Origin of the sequence: Microbulbifer epialgicus (genome assembly GCF_041447265.1) — a bacterium.
Classification (GTDB): Bacteria; Pseudomonadota; Gammaproteobacteria; order Pseudomonadales; family Cellvibrionaceae; genus Microbulbifer; species Microbulbifer epialgicus.
The window spans coordinates 18478-39488 of sequence record NZ_JBGMEK010000007.1; the positions used below are offsets into that span (position 1 = coordinate 18478).

16 protein-coding genes are annotated in these 21011 nt (G+C 54.1%); 3 read left to right on the forward strand and 13 right to left on the reverse strand.

Features of this window, described 5'->3' with window-relative positions; translation table 11 throughout:
- Window positions 1-7: 7 nt before the first annotated feature.
- The 6 genes from icmH to ACCI49_RS05050 form a co-directional block, all read right to left on the reverse strand.
- A complete protein-coding gene (icmH, locus tag ACCI49_RS05025) occupies window positions 8-877 on the reverse strand; it encodes a type IVB secretion system protein IcmH/DotU (protein WP_371837885.1) in 870 nt (289 codons plus the stop codon).
- Window position 878: 1 nt separating this feature from the next.
- Window positions 879-2216: a type VI secretion system baseplate subunit TssK gene (gene tssK, locus ACCI49_RS05030; protein WP_371837886.1), complete on the reverse strand. Its 1338-nt coding sequence runs from the start codon at window positions 2214-2216 to the stop codon at window positions 879-881.
- 74 nt (window positions 2217-2290) lie between these two features.
- On the reverse strand, window positions 2291-2908 hold the full coding sequence (tssJ, locus tag ACCI49_RS05035) for a type VI secretion system lipoprotein TssJ (RefSeq protein WP_371837887.1): 618 nt from the start codon (window positions 2906-2908) through the stop codon (window positions 2291-2293).
- A gap of 30 nt (window positions 2909-2938) precedes the next feature.
- The gene (tagH, locus tag ACCI49_RS05040; protein ID WP_371837888.1) at window positions 2939-4750 is read right to left on the reverse strand and encodes a type VI secretion system-associated FHA domain protein TagH; all 1812 of its coding nucleotides are present in this window, start codon (window positions 4748-4750) and stop codon (window positions 2939-2941) included.
- Window positions 4751-4824: 74 nt separating this feature from the next.
- The gene (locus tag ACCI49_RS05045) at window positions 4825-6321 is read right to left on the reverse strand and encodes a type VI secretion system contractile sheath domain-containing protein (protein ID WP_371837889.1); all 1497 of its coding nucleotides are present in this window, start codon (window positions 6319-6321) and stop codon (window positions 4825-4827) included.
- A 74-nt stretch (window positions 6322-6395) separates the two neighbouring features.
- Window positions 6396-7115 carry a transposase gene (locus tag ACCI49_RS05050; RefSeq protein WP_371837890.1) on the reverse strand — a complete coding sequence of 240 codons (720 nt, stop codon included), beginning with the start codon at window positions 7113-7115 and terminating at the stop codon, window positions 6396-6398.
- A gap of 190 nt (window positions 7116-7305) precedes the next feature.
- Here ACCI49_RS05050 and ACCI49_RS05055 point away from each other — a divergent pair, with 190 nt between their 5' ends.
- The 3 genes from ACCI49_RS05055 to ACCI49_RS05065 all read left to right on the forward strand — a co-directional run bounded on the left by ACCI49_RS05055 (window position 7306) and on the right by ACCI49_RS05065 (window position 12389).
- Window positions 7306-8169 carry a Stp1/IreP family PP2C-type Ser/Thr phosphatase gene (locus ACCI49_RS05055; RefSeq protein WP_371837891.1) on the forward strand — a complete coding sequence of 288 codons (864 nt, stop codon included), beginning with the start codon at window positions 7306-7308 and terminating at the stop codon, window positions 8167-8169.
- 23 nt (window positions 8170-8192) lie between these two features.
- Window positions 8193-11273, forward strand: a complete 3081-nt coding sequence (locus tag ACCI49_RS05060) for a DUF6531 domain-containing protein (protein WP_371837892.1) — start codon at window positions 8193-8195, stop codon at window positions 11271-11273.
- Between the two features lie 93 nt (window positions 11274-11366).
- Entirely contained in the window at window positions 11367-12389 is a 1023-nt protein-coding gene (locus ACCI49_RS05065; protein ID WP_371837893.1) for a succinylglutamate desuccinylase/aspartoacylase family protein, read from the forward strand.
- A gap of 4 nt (window positions 12390-12393) precedes the next feature.
- Here ACCI49_RS05065 and ACCI49_RS05070 read toward each other — a convergent pair whose 3' ends face one another.
- The 7 genes from ACCI49_RS05070 to hflX form a co-directional block, all read right to left on the reverse strand.
- Window positions 12394-13614 carry a lytic murein transglycosylase gene (locus ACCI49_RS05070; protein WP_371837894.1) on the reverse strand — a complete coding sequence of 407 codons (1221 nt, stop codon included), beginning with the start codon at window positions 13612-13614 and terminating at the stop codon, window positions 12394-12396.
- 171 nt (window positions 13615-13785) lie between these two features.
- Window positions 13786-14466, reverse strand: a complete 681-nt coding sequence (gene trhA / locus ACCI49_RS05075) for a PAQR family membrane homeostasis protein TrhA (RefSeq protein ID WP_371837895.1) — start codon at window positions 14464-14466, stop codon at window positions 13786-13788.
- Between the two features lie 116 nt (window positions 14467-14582).
- Window positions 14583-15905 carry an adenylosuccinate synthase gene (locus tag ACCI49_RS05080; protein ID WP_371837896.1) on the reverse strand — a complete coding sequence of 441 codons (1323 nt, stop codon included), beginning with the start codon at window positions 15903-15905 and terminating at the stop codon, window positions 14583-14585.
- A 115-nt stretch (window positions 15906-16020) separates the two neighbouring features.
- Complete coding sequence (locus tag ACCI49_RS05085) at window positions 16021-17214, reverse strand: ATP phosphoribosyltransferase regulatory subunit (protein WP_371837897.1); 1194 nt, start codon at window positions 17212-17214, stop codon at window positions 16021-16023.
- A 200-nt stretch (window positions 17215-17414) separates the two neighbouring features.
- Entirely contained in the window at window positions 17415-18287 is an 873-nt protein-coding gene (gene hflC, locus ACCI49_RS05090) for a protease modulator HflC (RefSeq protein ID WP_371837898.1), read from the reverse strand.
- An 11-nt stretch (window positions 18288-18298) separates the two neighbouring features.
- The gene (hflK, locus tag ACCI49_RS05095) at window positions 18299-19441 is read right to left on the reverse strand and encodes an FtsH protease activity modulator HflK (RefSeq protein ID WP_371837899.1); all 1143 of its coding nucleotides are present in this window, start codon (window positions 19439-19441) and stop codon (window positions 18299-18301) included.
- A 151-nt stretch (window positions 19442-19592) separates the two neighbouring features.
- Entirely contained in the window at window positions 19593-20924 is a 1332-nt protein-coding gene (gene hflX, locus ACCI49_RS05100; protein ID WP_371837965.1) for a ribosome rescue GTPase HflX, read from the reverse strand.
- Between the last annotated feature and the right edge of the window lie 87 nt (window positions 20925-21011).

Genomic DNA, 21011 nt, shown 5'->3' on the forward strand with positions numbered 1-21011 from the left:
CCGAGTGTTACCCTTCTTCCCCTTGCGGGGCTTCGCTGTCACTGCCTGTGAGATCTACAACGCGATCAGCCACTGGCGTCGTCGTTTCGTATAGCCACCAGCGATAGCCGCTATAAGTGGCGACCAACAGGCCCAAGGCAACACTCATAACGACCCATAAGGGCACGTAGTGAATCAGGCCTGATTTGCGCTCGACACAGCCCTGCCAGCGGGGGGACAGGTCCCGGTCCATAGCCGGCTTGTGCTGCTCAATCGTTCGGTACAGTTCATCGCGTATCTGTTCGATCTGTTCGTGGCCGCGCTGCACCAATCGGTACTTGCCCTGGAAGCCGAGGCTTAGGCACAAGTAGAAAAGCTCCAGCAGTTCCAGATGGGAGGCCGGCGTTTCGAGCATGCGCTGCAAAATAGCAAAGCATTTTTCTCCACCAAAAGTCTCTTTATGGAACAGACTTAACAACGAGTGCTGGCTCCAGCCACTGGCGGTTCCCCAGGGAGTAGTAAGTACCACTTCATCTACTACGGTACACAGCAGGTAGCGCGCAGTGAGAACCGACTCCGGAGCCAGAGCCAACTGCTTGGCCTCTCTTTCAAACGCCTGGATTTCCTTGGTCAAGCGCTTGTGTAAATCCGGCACATTGGAATGATTCATGGTTGTGCGCAGCTTGATGATCACACCGAGCAATTTGGAGGCGGCAGAAACCAGCGGGTTTAAGCTGTTGCGGATCTGCATATCCACATTGCCACCAGGGCTGGCAAAAAATGGCTGCTGGGACGGCGCTGCCGGCTGCGCCGGGGCTGCCGCACCCGGAGTTGGAATCATTACGGTTCTATCACCCGCATTGGGTGTCGGCGGTGGAGTAAGGCTTTCATTGCTCATATCAGTTATTCCTTATCGCCCAAAGCTCCATGGTCAGCCCGGGGAACTCCGCTCCGAGATGCACGGCAAAACCGCCAGACCGTAACATCGCCTGCCACAGCTCACCGCTGCGCTCCAACTCAAAATAAGTAAACCCGGCATGATAGGGAATTTGCCGTGGCGCCACAGGCAGTGGGCGCAATTTTAAGCCGGGCAACTGCGCAGAAATCAATTCGCGAATAGCTTCTACCGGTGCCACTTTGGACTGGGTGGGGAAACGGCTGCGCAGCAGGTCACCAGGCATATCCGCTTTCGCGGCCATCACAAAGCTGGCGCCCTTCAGCAGTGAGGGATCGGTAACTGGCGCGACATAAATACCAAATTTTCTCTGTACCAGCTCCATGGGAATGGCTGTCTGCTCCAGCACGGTAGAGAGCGACTGGCGAAGAGCCGAAAACAGCCCGGCAAAGCTAAGTTGCAGGTTTTCATGAGCATAACTGGGAATATCCGGCGGGCGTTTGGTCGATGAAGTGAAAGTCGATAGCTCACCAGCCAGCTGGAGCAGTTCCACAAACAGACAGTGCGGATGCAAGCGCGGCTGGGAAGTAATCTGTTTCAGTAGTGGCTCGAAACGGTTAATCACTTGCAGTAAAAGGTAATCGGCGATCTCCGCAGAGCCGCTTCTGCCACTATCACTGAGGCGGTGCCCGAGAGCCGAACCACGATGATCGAGTAGCCCCTTAACCTCCTCGATATAGGCTTTAATTACCGCCGAGGTTTCTGTATTTAAAAGCGGTGGAATATAGTCCGCATCCAATTCCACCGGCTTCTCTGGCTGGCGCTCACGTATACGCGCAATACCGATCGCGGCATAGCCGCTCAGGTCATCACTTTCCAGCTTGAGACACACACGCAACTTACCCACCTGGATGCGGGCAGACTCACCAGAAGCAGCGGCGCTGTTACGCGCGTCGAAATTGGCCGTTTGATAGCGCGCCTGGGGAAAATCTTCCTGATCCCGTATGGATTCCTGGCTACCCGGCCGTTTCATCGGCACACAGAGGTAAACCACTTCATCGCGCGTATTGATCGGTACATCCAAAACGTCAGGCAGGTGCTCATTTTCCGGTGCCAATATCGGGGTACCATCAGGAAAGATAGCGCGTACGCGGGACACGGAAATTTTACCCATAGACAGCGGCTCACTGTCGATGCCCAGCTCAATCACACCCCAGGTATAGGGCCCCAGCGAGGCCGTGCGCGCCTCAACCAACTGTTCAAGATAGCGATCCTGCTGTTGAAAATGCTGAGGGCGTAAAAACATACCCTCGCTCCAGATCACCTTGTTGTTTGCCGACATAAGTCTTCCTTGCAGGGCCCATCTCGCTTCAGGAGGGGCTCAATAAAAGGGGCTGATCAGAAAGGTTTACCGATCTATTTAGATTTTTCCATTTCCTGCAGGCGTTTTTGCATCGCCTCATAATCTTCGCTGGAAATAGTCACAGTATCGCTCTGGCGCTTTCCGGAATCCTGACGAGACAAAGGAGAAACAATTCCGCGGCGGCGCTTATTAATATCATCTGGCGTACCGATACGGGTATCGGCCAGGGCTACGCGGTACTCATTTTTCTTGTGATCCGTAATCGGCAAGACCAGCAGAGCGTCGGCCTTTTGATACTGCACAAATTCAGCCAGAAGGCCGATATATTTTACATCCGGAGTCAGCTGCAATTCTTCTATGCGCTGTTCTCCGGGAGCAAACTCTTTCAGGATTACGGTATCCAACAAATCCTTGCCCAGCCGCGACTGTGCATTTTCATATAGGTTCAGGAAATCCTCGCGGGCAAACTGACGGTCATCAGCCAGCATAAATACCCGCACCACAACTGGCGAAGCCCGCCCGTCATCATCGGGATTGACGTCCTCGCGGATATTTACCGACAACTCCACACTGGTCTCCAGATTCAGGGTACGCCTGGTGGTCTGGCAAGCCGTCAGGGTAACCACTAATATTCCCAGCAAAGTGAAATGCAATAATTTTCTTATCGACACGACCAACTCCCTTTTTTTTCGATCAATTAATTAATTTTTCAATTGTCTGGCATTTTTCAGCTCAGACAATTGATTTTCATAAGTCACTGCAAATTCATCGCCAAATAACTTGCGATAACAGGCATCGGGATCACCAACCAGGTCGTGATACATCGCAGTGAAGCCCTCCCATTTTTTTGCATTTTTATTGCCGAACATCCCCGAGGTGTTTCCCAGGCGACGCTCGATATTGTCAGGGCTGAAATATTTCAGCATCGCGCTGTAACCTGCACGCATTCCGGCGAGCACTGCCACCTGATGATCCGACAAGTCATCGAAGCTATCGCGCACAGCCTCTTTAGGTTGCATAAAGGCCCCATTGCCGGCAAACATCGCTTCGAGGGCATCGCGCTCTGTAGCACTGAATTTAAGTGGGTTATTGGCCTCGGTCTGTATCATGGTGCGCTGTACACGCAACTCATTTTTAATGCTGGTACGCGCACGCAGCAGGTCAATCAAGCGCGCAACGGTCTCGCGTACAATCTCCGCCGCCTGCTGGTCAGCCAACTGTTGCTGGGCCGGGTTTATATTCAGGCCCAGAGTCGAGGCCAGCACACCAGTACTGGGGACGGATGGTGGTGCCACCGGTTGTGGTTGGGGCTGCGGTTCGGGCACCTGTGGCTGAGCTTGCGGCTGCTGTAGCTGGGAAAAACTCTGCCCCTGCGCGGCAAAATTGGCCGGGCCGCTCGCCAGTCCCTGAGACGCATCAAAACCTGGAGCACCTTCAACCTGCTGCCCCTGTATCGCCGCAAAGGAATCGGCGAACGGGTTATCTTGTGGAGTTTGAGGAGCTATCTGCGGTTGGACCTGGGCCGGTGGAACCTGAGGCTGAGGAGGCGTGACAGGCATCTGTGGTGGAACCACTGGCGCTTGCTGTTGCACCAACTGAGGCTGCACAGGGGGAGCCTGGAACTGTTGTGGTGGTGTTACCTGTGGCTGTGCGGGAGGCATTGGCTCCACAGGCTGTGGCTCCGGAGCGATATGTACTGCATGACGGTCCGCAGGTACATGGTCCTGATCACTGCCATCTTTCCACCATTCATCGTCCGGCCACTGGCCCGAATTATCCTGGCCGGCGGCTCCAGACAGCGATCCCAGACCGGGAGTCTCTGTGCCAGCAAAAGTCTGTGGCTTGTCAAAAGCGGAAAGTGGATCTAGGGGGCCAGAATCCGCACCGAGTAGGCTATCTCCTGAAGGCGCACTCTGGCTGCCGGAAGCAACGTAGCCCCACTCACCGGTCTGGGAGATATCACTACTGCTGCCGGCACCAGGTTCCAGCCAGTTATCCAGCTGTTTAGCCTCTGCCTGGCTCTGCATCTTTGCCATGGCACTGGCATTAAAAGTAGTACGATCCGAAGTATCGAGAAAATCTGCGCTGTCCAGCCCCTTAGGCAGGTCACTTTTTGCCTGCGGTTTGCGCAGTGTCACTTTGAGACGATACTCCCCTACATTGACAATATCCCCCTCTTTAAGCGCTATTTTATTGCCCTTGCCCAGGGGGCTATCGCCATCATTGTGATAGGTGCCATTGGTGCTGGTATCTGTCAGGAAAAACTGATTTTCACTGAAAGAGATCTGTGCGTGCTTGGAAGAGACAACGCGGTCGGGATCCGGCAACACCCAGTAGTTATCCGCAGAGCGACCTAAACTGCCCCCCTCTTTCGTGAACAGTTTTGTGTGCTTGAGCATATTGGCCCCTGAGGGATCAGCCAATACCGAGAGAATTAGATCCATGTCTTCCTGACTCACGCTGTTAATAAACTTTGCAATAACACGGGCAGCTTCGGGAAGCCGCCAGGCCACGCAAAATAACCGGGAAAAATCTGCCAGTCATATCAATTAATCCGAGCTGCCAAATACAACTCAGTTCGTTTCTTTTAGTCCCAGGGGCCTTTCAGGGTCCCACCGGCAAGGGAAGTTAATCGGGGCAGAATTATCTGGTCCCGTCCCTGTACAGAGCGCATAGTGCTGAGCCCCGCTTGCATAAACCTTGTTGCTCCGCGATCGGTAAGCAAAGCCTCGGCACAGGGGGTAATCCACTGTCCCTGGGGTAGTTTGCGCAAATGCAGCGGCAGACTTTCATAAATGGCCGATGACGGCGCACGAAGCCTGCCACTTGCGGAGAACTCTTGGCATATAGCCAAAGCCAGCAGATAAACGCTGTTACCCCACAGGTAATACTGATGTCCTTGCTCGGGAGTCAACTCCTCGAAATCAAAGTGCTCAGTGGTAGACGTCTCGCTGCCAAAAGGCAGGCGTAACATGAATCGGGGGGCCGCCAACGCCACATGCTCACTCCCAGAGTACTCCCGCACAGCTTGCCAGCTATCTGCAAAACGTTCACTCAAGGGGTAGTACCAATCATCGGGGTCAACAGACCCTGCCAAATTGGGGCAGCCCGCCAACTTGGTATCACCACCTAACAACAAAGCACTGCCAGCCGCTTCAGCGATAGTGGAAAGGTCGATCAGCAGATGCAGGTCCCGCTCCTCATCAGTGATATAAAAATCGCCTAGAACCAAATTGTATGGGCGATTGCCTGATGCAGTCTCCCGGTCGACTAGCAACTTGAAAACCTGTGAATTTTCCAGGTCACTCTCCGCACTGGCAAAATCGGCAAGCAACTCCTCTTTACTTATGTCGATAAGATACAGCTGTAAATTGGGATGTTCTTCTAAACGCCTGAGTAAAAACTGCAGGCTGAGCCAGCTTGCCTCCAGCTGGCGAAAATCACTGTGATGCATCAACTTGCGCATCACATCCGAAGTGGCTTCAGTAAGTGCATTAAGGTATTCACCCTGGCGAGGGTCGGCACTCTTCTGCACATAGGGCGCAACGATATCCTTGATCAACTGGTCCACTTCGAAGGTACTGCCATTCTCTATGGCATGGCGCTCGCGGCCTGCTGCAAGAATTTCATCGAAAAAAGATCTATCAGCTGAATATGACTTGGCCTCAGTGGAGGACTCACGCAATTCGGGCTTCCACTGCTGAATTTCCTCAGCGGCCTGCTGGAATTGCGCTGGATCGCGCAGACGCTGCTCCAGCTCAATAAATTTTTTGAATAGCGGCAGGCGGCTGTACAGGTAGTCCGGATGCAAGTCATCAAAACAGGGAAGAAACAGCGGTTTTTCCATAACCGGCAGCTGTAGGCTCACCCCCAGGTCGGCAAAAACCCCTTCAAAGGTATCACGGTTTAACAAGTAAACCCTGCGCTGACCGATAGTACCTGGCTCACACTGGCGACGGCTAGCTCGCCCACTGAAATCGCCGATAATTGCGACCTTTAGCTTATCAGTGCCCAATTCCATGTCGTTTTCCTTTTTATCCTCGCCGGGAATGTGAAACCCCGCCGCTATGGTGGCTCTACTCACTATCAACTTTCCAATGGCAGCAAAAACTGTGCAGCGATTTCCGCTACTTCCCTGTACCCATCATGCGTTTTTATTTATTTCGTTTCCATAGCTTTTTCTTCGATTTTTTTTGCTTTTCTGGGACGACCGCGCTTTAGCGGACGCACTCTTTGATTAGCGATTTGTTCAATTTTTTCTTTAAATGCATCGCCGCCCAAAACATGCCCCAATTTAATCGTCTCGGCAATGTAATCGAGCAGGCGGCGATCAAAGCTGTAGCGAAAAAGCTTTCTGTAGGCTTGGGCACGCTCCTGGGCCCTCTCCCCCAAAGCAATATATAAATGATGATCCTTAATCAAATTGTCATGCTTAACGTTCACATGGTGATTAAAGCTCGACCACTGATAATTGCCCAGAGAGTCTGCCAACCCCAAGTACAATGGGCGTAATTCGACGTACCTGTAGCAAGTCAACAAATAGGCATCGGAATCAATTAAGCTGGACTTATAACGCCCCCTCCAAATAGTACCGGAACGCTTGTACCGGTGATTGACAAACTGGACATAACGGCGCCCCAGGGATTGCATCATCGAGGATATTCCATCGGGAATCCGGGGTGTCGCAATGATCTGAATCATATTGGGCAACAAAACGTATGCGTGAACATCAACGCTGTACTGATCAGCGGCGTTGCGTAAACTAATCAAATAATATTGATAATCTTCCTCATCAAAGAAACAAGGCAGGTTATTGTGACCAACCTGCACGATATGCTGGGGAATATTTATTAGATTGAGCCTGGGCAAACGGGGCATTTTGCCAGCGAATCCTTTTTAAACAGGCGCGATGCCTTTCTAGTGGTGAACAAAGGTTTTATTATCGCAAACCAAGGAAAAAAATTTCAAACTTAGTCTGCGGCCAAGTTACCATAAGAACTTGTTATTCGGATGTAGTAATGATACGCCGCATTTTCTTGCTATTTAATAAAGGGGAGTTGCACCAGACATGGATCAGATAAGTCTGGCGGTCAACGGGCGCACTGATATCGGTCAAGTTCGCGAGGAGAATGAAGATAGCATACGCTGGTATGCATCCTCTGATAAACCCTTCGCCTATATAGTGGTTGCCGATGGTATGGGAGGCTATTCAGGCGGCGCTACAGCAAGCAAAATAGCAGCTGAAACCATCCAGTCCCACATGGACGACCTGTTAAAACACACCTTTATTTCCTGCACTCCCGAACAACAACAATTGATTCTGCGAGCGACCCTGACTGAGGCTATTAACAGTGCCAATAATGCTCTGCTCAACACCAAGAATTTGAACCCCCAGTTTTCCAAAATGGGAACAACAATTGTTGTTGCAGTTATGTGGTATGACTTCCTTATCGTTGCCCATATAGGCGATTCCAGGGCGTACTTATGGAACAACTACGGATTACAGCGCCTTACACGGGATCACAGTGTTGTACAGGAGATGGTAGATAGCGGCCAAATGACCCAGCAACAGGCCAAACAGTCCAACGTACGCAATCACATTACCCGAGCCCTGGGAGTCTCAAGCTCAGTGGAAGCAGAGATTAACAGCTGGAAACTAACCGAAAACGCCCTGTTGCTGGTGTGCAGCGACGGCCTCACGGAATACTTGGATGATCACGCGATAGAACGGGTACTGGCCACTCACCGCCCAGCTCTCGAGAGCGTATACCGCTTTATCGACGATGCTAACAAACTCGGCGGACGGGATAACATCACTGCCGGAATTCTCGAATACTCCTCCCAGCCCATGCCACAGATGCTCGCAAAGGAGCAGAATGTGACCCAGAGGCCCCGGTCACCCGATGTGACTATCCGCAAATCACAACGCTAACCCAATTTGCCGGAAGCTGAAGCATGACACCGGAACGTCTCACCCAGCTAGTACCCAACCTGCTCAAAACCCTAAGCCCTCCCCCTGTTACTTTCGCACAGGGGAGTCCGGCGGCTGCTTGCCAGTGGCTGGCTGAAATTCAGAACTTACCTTCACCAGCCGATTCTACCGATCATATCCACCCGCTGTGGCCACAGGCTCCTGAGGTATCAGTTAATACCTACACTGTTGCCTCAGCGCCGGTGGGGCAATTACTGCCCGGTATCGGCGATGGCCCGACAAGCCTGATCAATATTCCCGGAGTCAATCCCCTCGACATCTGTGTCCCGCCAATGCAGCGCAGCCGGTGCATTGAGGGTTGGGTTAACGGGGCTAATGGCGAGCTGGCTTTCGAGAGCATTGACTTGGCACTACCGGGCCCACTGCCCTTTCAATGGAAACGCTACTATCGCTCCTCAATTAGCGAAGACTGCGGCATCGGCGCCGGCTGGCGCCACTCCCTTAGCGAAAACCTGTCAGTACAGGGCAATACTGTTGAATTACACACTGCGGAAGGGCGTAGGGTCCACTTCCAACTACCTGCGATTGGCCACGGTTGTTACAACCGTTTTGAGCGCCTGCTGCTGTTTCGCCAGAGCCTGCATAGCTATCGCCTCACGGCATTTAACGAGCCTCACAAGATTTTTCGTGCCGACGGGGTCAACAGCGCCCTGCCACTTACCGAAATCCGGGATCAGTTTGGCAATGCCCTGACCATCGACTACAGCGAGGGACTGCCCAGGAAAATTGTAAGCTCCTGGGGGCGGGTGCTGGAGTTCCACAGCCACGGTGGTCGCATTATCAAGCTGCTCAACAGCCACGCCCCCGAAGAGCAACAAACCTTGTGCATTTTCGATTTTCACGGAGGACTGCTCAGTGATGTTTACCGGGGCCGCGAGAGGGAGCGCTACAATTACCATGATCTCTCCCTGGTTGAGGTGCACTGCAGCCGAAACGGCAGTACCCAGTTTGAGTACGACCACCAGGGCCGCTGCCATAAGTTGAGGCGAGAGGAGACAGAAACCCTCCTCAGCTGGCAGCACACACACAATAGCTGCCTTGTGGAAACCATCGACAGGGACTCACAGCAGCTGCGCTTTGATCGCTTCGGCCAACTGATTCATGAAGCCCAGGGTCAGCGCCAGCGCAGCTGGCTTTACGATAGCTACGGCAATCTCTGCCAGCATATCGGAGCAGATGGGCAGCGTACCTTCTTCCGCTATGACGAACTGGGACGGGTCCGGCGCAGCACTTGCGCAGGTGTCAGCAACCGTTACCAATACGATGAGAACGGCTTCCCCGAAGGCATACTACTCAACGGGGACCAGCCATGGCTATATCGCTTTAGTGATAAAGGCCGGCCACTGGCAATTGTCGACCCTGAACAACAGGAGTGGAAATTCCTCTACAGCGATCGCGGCCAGTTGACGCAAATTACCGACCCTGAGGGCGGTCGAGTGGACTTCTCCTGGGATGGACAAGGTCAACTGCAAGCCGTTCGCTGCGGGGAGAAGGTTTGGGGTTTTGAGTACGATCACTGGCAGCGGATGAGTGCGCTGGTAGTCAATGAAGAGACTTGGTGCGAGTGGCGCTATGGCCCGGAAGGCGAGTTGCGTGAGTCCCATATTGGTATGCACCAATACGGCCTGGATTACTCAGAGCGGGGGCTACCCTATGCAATTCACGCCGGCAACAGCCAGAGCCTGCACTGCGAATACGATAGTGCCGGCAATATATGCCAGATCCAATTTGCCGATGGCAACAACTGGGAACTGCACTGCAATGCCCACGGTCAGTTAACCCAATTGGACACCGCTAAAGGAAACTACCGCTGGCACTACGACCCCATCGGCCAGTTAGTCTCATATCACACACCGGATAAACGCCATTTGCGCTGGCACTACAATACCGATGGCAGTATCAGCGAATACTGCGACAACGACTGCCGCTGGTATTTTAATTACAATGAAAATGGCTCCATTGCCGGAATCCGCAACAACAACGGCCAGAGTTGTGAATTTCATTACGATGCACATCAGCGCCTGATCCAAGCCAACAATTTACACTCTTCCGTGCGCTTTAAATACGATCAGCGCAATCGGGTGATTGCCGAAAACCACAACAGCAGCGACGTTCGCGATTTCAGCCTGAGATATCAGTACGACTCACGCGGATGGCTGAAAAACGCCAGCTCCGATAATCTCGATTTAGCCTATACCCTCACACCTTGCGGATCCCTGTATGGAATTGACGCCAATGGTGAGCCAATCCTCCGCACTGAAATAGACGGACAAAAACACATACATGTCCAGGGGGACATTCGCAGCACCTATAAATTTGACGCAGGCCGGCTAGCAGCTCTGGACAGCGGTCTCGCCCTAACCTGGCAATTCGATCGACAAGCTCCTCTGCAACTCACGACGCCTATTCTCCAGGCTGGACTTGCCCAGGCACATATTGAGCGAGATAAACGCGGCAATATCACCAGTGAGCGGGAGATTCCCGGGCGCAAAGACTACCAATACCAGTACGATGGCTGGGGCCTGATGAGTACCGCAGAGTGTGGCGAGTTCAAAACCTATTTCCGCTATGACCCGTTTGGACGCCGCCTGAGTAAAACCTGTACCCATCGCAAGTCGACACGCCAACGTCGTGTGACTACCAGCTGGAGCGGCCTCGGCATCTGGGCGGAGGCACACCAAATTGATGGTAAATCACGCGGCATCGGACACTGGATACAACACCCCTTGAGCGGCTCTCTTCTCTGCCATTGGAGCTCAGGTACCAGCGAGCACTACCTGACCAATCCGGAGGGCAAGCCCCTGGTCATCTTTGATACGCAGGGCACAATACAATGGTCCCGCAATAGCGAAACCGGGGCTACTGCCAACCGCGGCTTTGGTCTTGAGCCCAGCCCCTGGCGTGGTGCCAACCTTATTGCCGATATCGAAACAGGCCTCTGGTACCACACCTCGGGATACTGGAACCCGGCGCTGAATATTTGGTTGAATGGCACCCAGGTTTTTGCCCGCTCGACACCCGACTCTTCTCTGGCCAAACTTTAAGGTCAGTGGCCTGATACAACCTATCGGGAAGGCTCTACAGCGCTTTCCCTTCCGCCCTCTACAATCAATTAAGTCCAATAGTGTGGCTGAGATATGCGAGATTCCCTGGACTTTGAAATTGGCGGTATTGCAGTGGCCAGGGGGGAGTCCCGCCGTATAAACCTGCCGGTGGTTAGCCTGTATACCAATACGGATATGGCAATCCCTGTCTATGTGCAACGCGGCAAGCGGACCGGCCCTACAATTTTTGTCTGTGCGGCGGTACACGGGGATGAACTTAATGGCATCGAGATAATCAGCCGCCTGATTCAGAGCCGCGGCCTCAAGTCCCTGCGCGGCACTCTTATCGCCGTTCCCATGGTCAATGTCTACGGCGTGCTTCAACACACCCGATACTTACCCGATCGGCGCGACCTGAACCGATCTTTCCCCGGATCAGCCAAGGGCTCCCTAGCCGCTCGCATGGCCCATGTCTTCCTGCGGGAGATAGTGGCCAAATGTGATTACGGCATCGACCTTCACACCGGTGCTGCGCACCGCAGTAACTTACCCCAGGTGCGCGCCAACCTGGACGATGCCAGCACTCGTGCCATGGCCAGAGCTTTCGGTGTGCCGGTGCTGCTCAATGCCTCCATCCGCGATGGCTCCCTTCGCCAAGCCGCCGCCGATCTTGGAGTAAGAATCCTACTGTATGAAGCGGGCGAAGCACTGCGTTTTGATGAACTGTGCATACGCGCAGGGGTCAAGGGCGTAATCAACGTAATGCGACACCTGGAAATGCTGCCAAAAAGCCGCGGTGGCAATTCGATAGAACCGTTTATTGCCCGCAGCAGCGGCTGGCTGCGCGCCGGCGACAGCGGTATCGCAAATCATATCAAGACTCTGGGGGATCACATATACGAGGGCGAACTACTTGCCACTATCGCCGACCCTTACGGCAAGGAACTCGACCAGGTGCGATCTAACGGAGAGGGGATTATTATTGGCAAACAGAATATTCCCCTGGTACTCGAGGGCGAGGCGATGTATCACATCGCCTATTTCCGCGAGCCCCAGGAAGTTGTGGAAAACCTCGAATTACTACAGGACAGCCTGCTGCCGGATGAAAATTTCTAGCTGACTATTGTTGCTGAAGTAACTCCAGTACCTCTTTACTGGGAAAACCTTTGACCTCTACACCGGCACGCTCCTCAAACGTCCTAATTGCCTTGCGGGTACCGGGGCCGGCTTTACCATCGACCTCTCCGGTATAAAGGCCTTTCTGCTTCAGTAGTTTCTGTAGTTCTTCCACTTGGCCGCTATCGAGAGGAGTAAACGGCCGGTTCCAATCCTTCACCAAGGGCGGCGCGCCGCCGATTCGGTCCGCTAACAGACCAATTGCCGTCGCATAGCGGTCAGAGTTGTTGTAGCGCTTCAACACAAAAAAGTTTTTGAATACCAGGAAAGCCGGGCCGTTACGCCCATCCGGCAGCTTCAATTCAGCTATCGCTTTCTTGCTGGGGAATGGCTCGCCATTGGCGCGTTTGACCCCAAGCTTTTCCCACTCCGCCACCGTCAGCTTGCCCCCAGGCAGTTTACGTGCAGGTATGCTGACTTCGTAACCCCAGGGTTTACCTCGCTGCCAACCATTGCTAGAAAGCAGGTTGGCCGCTGTAGCCAGGGCATCAGGCACGGAGTTCCAGATATCACGCTTGCCATCGCCATCGATATCCACAGCATAGGCCTGATAGCTGGTGGGAATAAATTGAGTATGACCCATTGCACCAGCCCAGGAGCCGAGCAAGTACTGCCCTTCTACATCGCCAGCCTGGAGTATTTTCAGGGCTGCAAGCAACTGCTGGCGTCCAAACTTCTTACGTTGAGGATCCGCATAGGCCAGAGTCGCCAGGGAGCGGATCACATTGCGCATCACCTGTTCGTTACCGAGGATCCCGCCGAAGCTCGATTCCACTGACCAAATCGCCAGGAGTATATTGGGGTCCACCCCAAAGCGCTTCTGGATTTTGTCCAACCAGGGTTTCATCTTCTCCTTTTCCAGCTTACCGCGCTCAATGGCCCGCTTCTGCACTCGGTTGTCGAAGTACTGCCAGACGGGTGCTTTGAACTCCGGCTGATAGCTGGCGCGGTCCAGCACCCATTGGTCGGGAGAGGTGATACCTTTGAATGCTTGGTCGTAGACTTGAGGCGAGATGCCGCTCTTGATAGCGGTTTTGCGGAACTCCTGCACCCACTTCTCAAAAGCCGGGTCCGGCTTGTCAGCGGCCTGCCCCGCCAATGAGAGCAACATCAAGCAAAGGGCGAGAAAGTAGAACAGTATAGGGAACCTGTGCAGTCTGGGCATGAGAGTACCTTTAACACAACTTTTTGCTCGCTCAAGGTTAGAACGAGCCTCTCCTTTCCGGAAGGTGGATTTATCAATTGATGTCACCCAACCGACCGTGCATTAATCGTGACCGCGGAACTGGAAGGAAGTTCTGGGCGGAGCACACCTCTGTGACCAGGGCTACAAAATTCAGGGGATTACGTAAAAGAGCACAGCAAAGAAATGCAGGATACCGCCGGCCAACACAAACAAATGCCAGATAGCGTGGTGGAAGCGCAGACTTCGCCATAGGTAGAAGGCAATACCCCCTGTATAACAAAGTCCACCTATTACTAGCAGCCACAGGCCACCGGTTTCCAAGCTGTTCGCCAGTGGTTTGATTGCAGCGATGACTACCCAGCCCATTAAGGCGCTTAAAGTGATAGACAGGGCGCGAATTTTTTTCAGCGGGGTGAACTGAATTATCAACCCGAGCAGTGCCAGTCCCCAAATAATCCCGAACAGCCACCAGCCCCATGGACCGCGCAGTGTCACCAAAGTAAAGGGCGTGTAAGTCCCAGCAATCAGCAGAAATATTGAGGAGTGATCCAGTGTGCGCAGAATCGCCTTGGCACCAATATGGCTGACCGCATGGTAAAGAGTTGAGGCGAGGAAACATAAGATCAGCGTTGTAGCGTAAACGCTAGAGCTGACAATATGCCACGCATCGCCGCGCAGGGCAGCAAAACCACAGAGAACACCTAGGCCGGCAATAGCGAGGAGAGCTCCGACACCGTGAGTTATGCTGTTGGCAATCTCTTCCGCAAAGCTATAGCGGCTGGCAACGGAAACAGTCGAAGTCATAGATTGGCCCGGTTGAATTCTGATCAAAAGTACTCCTAAAAGCACTCGACCAATAACTTGAATCAAGTCTAATAATCAGAGGCCTCACCTAAAATAGCAAGGCCGAGATCAGACTGTGTGTTCACAACCGGGCTACAAACGCCTTATTCGCTAGCGTTATGTATTCCCATTTCACAGAGGGCGGATGAGGCGCGAACAATGGTCTCATTGCGGTCCGGGCCAGTAGAAACAATATCTACAGGTGCTCCTACCAGCGCCTCGATACGAGCGATATAGGCTTTGGCATTCGCGGGCAAATCTGCCTCGCGGCGCACACCTTTTGTAGTTTCCTTCCAGCCGGACAAAATCTCGTAAACCGGCTCAACTCCCTCCCATCCAGCGGCATCGAAAGGCACCGGAATCTCTTCGCCGGCAGAGTTACGATAACCCACACAGATCTTCACTTCCTTGAGACCATCAAGCACGTCCAGTTTGGTCAGGCACAGGCCCGAGATGCTGTTGATACGAATCGCATGGCGCACGGCTACGGCATCAAACCAGCCAGTGCGGCGCTCTCGCCCCGTGGTAGCACCAAACTCATGGCCTTTCTCGCCTAGATAGCGGCCGACTTCGCAATCCAATTCAGTGGGGAATGGGCCGCTACCAACACGGGTGGTATAGGCCTTGGTGATACCCAGCACATAGTCCAGGTATAGGGGGCCGAAGCCGGAGCCTGTAGCGGTTCCGCCTGCAGTCGTATTGGAAGAGGTTACATAAGGGTAAGTGCCGTGGTCGATATCCAGCAGCGAGCCTTGGGCGCCCTCAAACAGGATATGTTCACCCTGTTCACGGGCCTTGTGCAGGTGATCCGCAACATCGGTGATCATCGGCATCAGCTGCTCGCGCCAGGTTTTCGCCTGCTCCAAGGTATCCTCGTAGCTGACAGGCTCGGCTTTGTAATACTGGGTCAGGGCAAAGTTGTGATAGTCGACCAGCTCTTTGAGCTGGCTACAGAAGCTATCCCAATTGCACAGATCACCGAGGCGTAAGCCACGGCGGGCAACCTTATCCTCATAAGCCGGGCCGATTCCGCGACCGGTAGTGCCGATCGCTTTGTCGCCGCGGGCTTTTTCACGGGCCTGATCAAGTGCCACATGTACAGGCAGGATCAACGGGCAGGCCGGCGACAGGCGCAAGCGCTCTCTTACAGGCACCCCTTTCTTTTCCAGCTCCGCCATTTCTTTAAGCAGTGCTTCTGGTGACAATACTACGCCGTTGCCAATCAAGCAGGTTACGCTGGGGCGCAGGATACCGGAGGGAATCAGGTGCAGTACGGTCTTCTCACCGTCAATAACCAGGGTGTGGCCGGCGTTATGTCCGCCCTGAAAGCGCACTACCAGCGAGACCTGCTCTGTCAGCAAATCGACAATCTTGCCCTTGCCTTCATCGCCCCACTGGGTTCCCAGCACTACTACGTTCTTGCCCATCTGTATCAATCTCTAACTCAGGTTTCTCTCTGCGGGCGCTTGAAGCCCCCGACATCAATGGATCTTGCGGTAAACACCGCATCTATACCGGCACTTCCACTGCGCCCGCTCTCAATCAGTCCCGCAGCTTTATCACCCAGGAACCGCTTTCGAGCACCAGCTCGCGGTTGCAGCGCGAGTGGAGATCGCTGTCTGCACCACCGGATAGCGTGGCAATCACCACCTCTCCCTGTCGGCGCAGCTCGTTAACCGTACGCCATAGCTCAATGCCCTCTGAACCGCGCATGTCCGGCGCAAGAATAGCCCCGGTCTCAGGCACTGCGCCCCTGCCCAGGGTATTGAGGGCTACCAGATCACTACTGAAGCCTGTTGCCGGGCGATCACGACCGAATTCCGCACCGATACCATTGTAACGGCCGCCATTGGCGAGAACCTGGCCGTGGCCTGGAGTGTAGGCAGCGAAAACCAATCCGGTTTCATAGTCATAGCCGCGTACTTCACTCAAATCGAAAAACAGCTCCACGGTCGGGTAGCGCTCGCTCAATGCCTCGGCCACCTGCTGCAAGTCAGACAGCGCAGCCTGCAGCGGCGCCGGCGTCCCACTCAACAACTCGCGTGCCTTCTCCAGGCAGTCGAGTCCACCGGCGAGGCCAGGCAACGCCCGTAACCAAGTGGCCACCTGAGGATCAGCAGCATTTGCCGCCACCCAGTCATAGACATCGGCGCTGGCCTTACTCTGAAGCAGGGCCGATAGCTCATCCCGTTGAGCCTCATCCAGCCCCGCAACTGCAGCGAGACTTCTATAGATGGCGACATGACCGAGGTCCAGGTATACCTTTTCGATACCGGCGATCTGCAGGCTCTCCAACATCATGGAGATCACCTCAATATCACCGCTCAGGCTGTCCACGCCAAATAACTCCGCACCTACTTGGATCGGAGCGCGAGAGCCCATCGCGGTGCGTGGCCGGGTGTAGAGAACATGGCCCGCATAGCACAGGCGGTTAGCACCAGCTCTGGGGAAACTGTGCGCATCAATGCGCGCAGTTTGTGGAGTGATATCGGCACGAATACCGAGCGTGCGGCCGGAAATCTGATCGGTGACCTTAAAGGTACTCAGATCTAAATCACGCCCCATCCCTATCAATAAGGATTCAGTGAATTCCAACATCGGCGGTATTACCAACTCATACCCCCAACAATGGTAGAGGTCCAATAGTCGGCGGCGCAGGGTCTCAACCTGAACAGCATCCGCGGGCAATATTTCCGCGATGCCATCCGGCAACATCCAGCGATCAGCTTGGGTCATGGTGAAACGGGTTTGTCAGGGTTAATGGGGCACGCCAGCACCTTCCACAAAAAAACCGGGCGAGGCCCGGTTTGCATGATTTTAGCATCAAGTGCGGCTGGGAAGGTAGCGTTATCGAGCCTGTCGAAACGACAACCTAACCTCTTCAGATCCAACTGGCTGACTCGAAAAATCAGCGGCCGTTTACCAGCCCCGGCGACTTACTGCCCTTTGGGGTCCTTCAGATAGCGGAAAAATTCACTATCCGGGTCCACCAGAAGCATATCAGACTTACTCTGGAAGGACTCCTTATAGGCCTGAAGACTGCGGGTAAAGCGGTAAAACTCCGGATTCTTACTATAAGCCGAGGCATAAATAGCCGCCGCTTCTGCATCACCAGCACCGCGCAACTCTTCTGCCTGGCGGTAGGCTTCAGATTCAATTACCACTTTCTGGCGATCGGCGTTAGCCTTGATACGCTCACTGGCCTCCTGACCCTTGGCCCGGTGATCCCGCGCTTCCAACTCACGGCCGGCACGCATACGCTGGAACACCGATTCGGAAACTTCCGGCGGCAGGTCGATACGCTTTACACGCACATCAATCACTTCCACACCCAGGTCCTCCTGCGCCACTTGATTGAGGTTCTTGGTGATTTCTGCCATCAGCTCATCGCGCTCACCACTGACCACTTCGTGCAGGTCGCGCACACCAAACTGGTTGCGCAGCTGATCATTGATCCGCTCAGACAGCAGACGCACTGCATTGCGCTCATCACCGCGGGTAGCGATATAAAACTTATTCACATCGGAGATACGATACTTGGCGTATGAATCCACCATCATGAACTTGTTTTCACTGTTGAGCATACGCACCGGGCTGGAGTCCACAGTTTGAATACGCGCATCAAACTTGCGCAGCTTTTCCGCGAACGGGATCTTAAAAAAGAGGCCCGGTTCGTTATAGGTGCGCACCAGCTCACCAAAACGCAGCAGCACACCCTTTTCCGTTTCTTTAACCACAAAAGCGCTGGAGGAAACTATCAGTATGCCGACCAACAGCAGGGCAATTATTCCCAAAGTTTTGTTGTTCATTCCATCACCTCCTAGCGGACAGACTGGCTGCGGCGGCCGTTGGCAGCGTCCTGACGCAAGCGCTCGACAATGCGCTGGTAGACTTCCTCAATCAAAATTGGTGAGGTGTCCTTGCGTGAGGCCGCATGAGTCGTACTCTCCTGCGCCAACTTATCCAGCGGCAGGTACATCATGTTGTTGCCACCTTCGACATCCACCATCACTTTGGAAGTACTGGACATCACCTCTTGAACCGCATCCAGGTAGAGACGTTCGCGGGTCACTTCAGGCGCACGCTCGTATTCGGTCAGCAACTTCTCGAAACGCACTGCCTCACCGCGAGCACTCTCGACTACGCGAGCCTTGTAAGCTTCCGCCTCTTCGATAATCCGCTGGGCCTGACCACGTGCTACCGGGATAACCTGATTGGCATAAGCCTGGGCTTCATTTTGCAGGCGAACCTCGTCCTCCCGGGCCTTGGTTACATCATCAAATGCATCCTGAACTTCACGGGGTGCCTTGGCATCGGTCAAGTTGACCACATCAATACGAATACCGGTCTGATACAGATCCAGATACTCCTGCAAACGCTGCTGAGTATCGGTGGATACTTGAGTACGATTCTGCGAGATGACGCCATTCAGGGTCAGGGAGCCCACTACGTGGCGCAGGGCGCTATCAGTAGCCTCCTGTAAGCTCTTCACTGGCTCGCGAACACGCAGTACAAAGGACTCCGCATCACTTACCTGCCACTGTACAGTCAGCACCACTTCAACGATATTGGCATCTTCAGTCAGCATCTGCCCTGTAGTGCGCTCGGTACGTACCTCGGTCATGTTCACCTTGGTGACGTTATCGATTAGTGGGGGGTTCCAGTGCAGCCCGGCAGATTCTGTCGAATGGTATTTCCCCAACCGCAGTACCACCGCCTGCTCGTTGGCATTGACCTGGTAAATACCAAGGCCGGCATAAATCAATACGGCGACACCAATAACCAACATCCAGGGAAAGTTGCCCGTACCTGTGCTGGGGCTGCCACCGCCAAACAGGCCACCCAGCTTCTGCTGGATTTTACGAAACAGTTCATCGAGATCGGGGGGGCCATCGTTATTACGATTGCCGCCGCCACCGCCCCATGGGTCTTTATCTTTACCACCCGGCTCATTCCAGGCCATCTAATTTACTCCAACTCTGATCATTTAAGCTTTCACTCCGGCGGATTCTAGCATCCTCTGCCGGCAAAATATTGCCGCCAGGGCTCAGCCCGAGGCAAGTTTGTCGCAACCGCAGTCACACAGAAATCTTTCACTAATGGCAATAAGGGCACTATTGCCCCGCCCCACCGCTATCTTCCTCACCATCGACCTGTGGCAACCACTCGGGCCCCTCATCATTGACGGTAAACTGGGCCAGCAGGCGCTGGAAGTCACTGCGTGGTAATAGCAGCTGCAGTTCACAGTCGCCATTATCGCGATAAGTTTCGCTCTGGATAGCATTGATCTGGTAAAGCTGCGCACGCAGGCGGGACTGATGTGGCTTCACCACCAACAGGCCACGCACCATCTGCTCTCCCAGGCACTCGGCGATGGCCTCAATCAGAAGTTCACAGCCCGCACCAGTGGCTGCGGATAGCCACACCGCACGCGGCACACCATTCTCATCACGATCAATACGGGGCTCACAATCTGCCAGCAGATCAATTTTGTTATACACCAACAGTTGTGGCAGTTCCGCTGCGCCAATTTCCTCGAGAACACTCTGCACTTCCTCAATCAGGTGCAGGCGGTCCTCTGCGGCGGCGTCCACCACATGTAGCAACAGGGTTGCCTGGGCTGCCTCCTCTAATGTGGCGCGAAACGCCTCAACCAGTTTATGCGGCAGATGGGATACAAAACCAACCGTATCAGCCAATACCATGGCGCCAACATTGGGTAATTCAACCCGGCGCATGGTCGGGTCCAGCGTGGCAAACAGCTGGTCACGTACATAAACTTCAGCATCGGTGAGGCGGTTAAATAGGGTGGACTTGCCCGCATTGGTGTAACCCACCAGTGATACCGTGGCAACTTCCGCACGAGCTCGCGCGCGCCGGCCCTGTTCCCTCTGACGCCGAACTTTTTCCAGGCGCTTCTCAATGGAGTCGATGCGCGCTCTCAACAGGCGGCGGTCAGTTTCCAGCTGGGTTTCACCTGGTCCACGCAAGCCGATACCACCCTTCTGACGCTCCAAGTGCGTCCAACCTCGTACAAGCCTGGTGGCCATATGGCGCAGCTGCGCCAGCTCCACCTGCAACTTTCCCTCATGGGTACGTGCGCGCTGGGCAAAAATATCCAGGATCAGGCCAGTGCGGTCGAGCACCCGGCATTTCAGCTCACGCTCAATATTGCGCTCCTGACTGGGGGAAAGGATGTGATCAAAAATCACAAGCTCCGCGCCCTGCTCTTTTACCACCTGATGAATTTCTTCCAGCTTACCGCGTCCGACAAAAGTTTTTGGGTCCGGCGTTGCACGCTGACCAAAGATAAAGCTAACCGGATCTGCTCCGGCAGAGAGGGCCAACTCCTCAAATTCACGAGGATCATCGGGGCTGTCGATAGCGGAGAGTTCTAGGTGTACGAGTACGGCCAGCTCACCGGATTCCGGTCGATCGAAAAACAATGGGAAATCTCTATTGCGGAAACGGGCACTAGCCCGCCTCCCAAACTGAAGTGGCAGCAGGCAAGCCGCTCCGGACTCGCTTACTGT